This is a genomic window from Microcoleus sp., assembly GCF_049646505.1.
In the GTDB taxonomy this organism is placed as follows: Bacteria; Cyanobacteriota; Cyanobacteriia; order Cyanobacteriales; family Microcoleaceae; genus Microcoleus.
Map to the genome: position 1 here is coordinate 1 of NZ_JBARVX010000042.1, position 2,944 is coordinate 2,944.

Here is a 2,944-nt window from a genome sequence, read left to right on the forward strand (position 1 = left end):
ACCAACTGCCAACTGCCAACAACCAACTGCCAACTGCCAACTGCCAACTGCCTAATCGCTAAACAGCTTTTCGCTGACTTGGGCGGTGACAAAAGGCGGCTTTAAGGCTGGTTGCAGAACCGGGGGCGAGGCAGTCCGCTGCATCAAGCCGAGCTCGTAGAAGCCGCCGCAAAGCAGCAATCGATCGCCCTCTAGCAAGCTGGTAGTTCCGTCCGGCCAGCGAGTAAATTTCCCTTCCCGGCGGATCGCCCGCACCTGCACCCCGTACTGGGGCAGCACATCTACCTCTGACAATTTTTTGCCAGCCCAAGGGCTTTTTGCTGGCAGCCTCAGCCACTGGCAAGAACTGTCGCCGTGCGGGACTGCGACTTCCCCCTTCGCCAGCAATTCAAAACTGATCAGTTCTTCCGGTTCTCCCACGACAAAAACTCGATCGCCCGACTGCAAAGCTGTCTTGCCGTTGGGATAATCAATTTCCTCGCCATCTTTGCGGACGATCGCCATTACGCTGACCCCTGTCAACTGCCGCAAGTTAGTTTCTTCCAGAGTCATGCCGGCGATCGGAGAGCCCTGCGGCAAGTTGTACCACTCGCTGTTCATATCTCGAACGGCCACCTTCAAATCCCGCGAAACCGCCAAAGGTTCGCGCGCCGGTCGCAATTCCAGATAGCGGCTGCTGCGAATTTGCTGCACTTCCCGCCCGATCGCCATTGCCGAGACACCCATGCCAGCCAGCAAGTGGGCCGACAGTTCCAAACTCGCCTCAAACTCCGGCTGCACAACTTCCCACGCCCCTAGTTGATAAAGCAGTTCGATGTCTTTATCTTGGTTGGCCTGCACGACAATATCCAAATCGGGAACTAATTCTAAAGCCCGCTTCAGACACAAGCGAGTGCTCATGGGATCTGGAAGGGCGATCGCCATTGAAGCAGCCCGTTCGATCCCGGCAGCTTCCAAAACGTGCAAGCTAGCAGCATTCCCGTAAATGTAGGGAATTCCTAGCACTCTGCAATCTTGAATTCTCCTTTCTGACTCATCGATCACCACAATTGAACAGTTGCGGCCCTGCAGAATTTTGACTAAATTTCTGCCAACTCGTCCGTAGCCGCAAATCACAACATGATTTTGTTCCGGCAAAGTTTCAGCTATTTCCACAGGTTGAGATGTTTCGTCAAAATAGCGCTGTAAAGGCCCAAAATTTTCGGCCCAGTTCAATAACTGGGGTACGCTTCTCAATACAAACGGAGTCAGCACCAAGGTGACTGCCGTGGTTCCTAAAATTAATAGATAAACGTCTCGCGAAACCAGTCCCATCATTTGACCGGAACTAGCGAGAACAAAGGAGAATTCTCCGATTTGAGCTAAGCCCAAACCTACGATCAATGCTGTTTTTAACGGATAACCAAATAGTCGGACGAGGGGCGTGATTATCAAGAATTTGCCAACAAATACTAGAAATACCAGTCCCAGAATTAATTCTAGATGGCTCCAGAGAAACATCGGGTCGATTAACATACCGATGGTGACAAAAAATAAGGATGCAAAAATATCTCGCAAAGGCTCAACGTAAGTTAGAGTCTGGTCGGCATATTCCACCTCAGAAATCATTAAGCCCGCCACAAATGCGCCCATCTCGATCGAGAAACCCAAATATTCTGTCAGCAGCGCAATACCTAAAGCCAGAACCACAACTCCCAGCAAAAACAGTTCGCGGCTTTCTGTTTTCGCGAGATAGCGCAGCAATTGCGGGACAATCCAAATGCCTGCAACTACAGCACCAGCAGCAAATAAGCCGATCCGCAGCAGAGCCCAAGCTACCGTCATGCCGATCGCCTCTGCAGGCTCGTTGAGAGCAGGCAAAACTGCTAACATCAGCCCCAATGCTAAGTCTTGAACTACTAATATTCCCAGCATGACTTGGCCGTGGGAAGTACCGCTTTCGTTGCGTTCCATCAAGCACTTGAGTACAACTGCTGTAGAGGAAAGCGACAAAATCGACCCTAAAAACACGCCTTGAGCGGGCGATTCTACCCAGCCCACGGTCAAGGAAATTACAGTTGTAAAGGCGATCGTCAGCACAATTTGCAAGCCCCCCCCGCCCAAACTAATTGCTTTAACTTTCTTGAGTTCGGCGAAGGAAAACTCTACTCCCAAAGCAAACAACAGAAAGGCAACACCGAATTCAGCGAGGGTGTCTACCTGAATTAATTCTTTAATCAGCCCCAAACCAGCGGGCCCAATTACGATCCCTCCCAGGAGGTATCCGAGGATTACCGGCTGTCGCAACAGCGATGCAAAGAGTCCTCCTGCTGCGGCAGCAGCGAGAACTATAACTAAGTCAACGATCAGTCGGAAGTCTTCTTGCACAAGTTTATCAAAAAAGTGTAAAGTTATATTATAGTGTTTAATGTGTTGACTGTGTTTGGCGCGTTAATTTCATCCGTAAACCCATACAATCGCCCGACGACCGTCGTGCAGAAAGTGCAATTTTATACCCAAGTTCAAGCTCGGTTGATTCATCTGTCGAATAAATTTAAAATTAAAAAATTAAAAAATTTAAGGAAAAATAGGGTATTTTATACGATAGTTAAGTCTCTAGCGATTACCCATGTTTTTTATTGTTAATTGCCCATTGTCATGCCTTCACGTCAAACCTATCGCGAGAATTATGACCAATGTTAAAACTAACTAAAATAACCCTAAATTGGGTTATTGTTAACAAGTTTACGTGCGTTTGTTAGGCGATTTATTGTAATAATTTTATCGCAAATCTCGTAAAAATTCGTAGGAGATGCTAGGACAAGATTAAAAAGGTGAGAAGTTGAGATTGGATACTTTTCTAGTAAATATTTTAAATTGGAGAATGCAGGGATTGAGGGAGTGATCGATCGATACCTCATTTTGAGGATTACTGCCATATATTGCTGTTCTTGCTAGCTAAGAT

At 47.7% G+C, this 2,944-nt stretch carries 1 protein-coding gene; it reads right to left on the bottom strand.

Translation table 11 applies throughout. From position 1 onward, the window contains the following. Positions 1 to 51: 51 nt before the first annotated feature. Positions 52 to 2,367 carry a cation:proton antiporter gene (locus WBA89_RS02505; protein WP_424403773.1) on the bottom strand — a complete coding sequence of 772 codons (2,316 nt, stop codon included), beginning with the start codon at positions 2,365 to 2,367 and terminating at the stop codon, positions 52 to 54. Between the last annotated feature and the right edge of the window lie 577 nt (positions 2,368 to 2,944).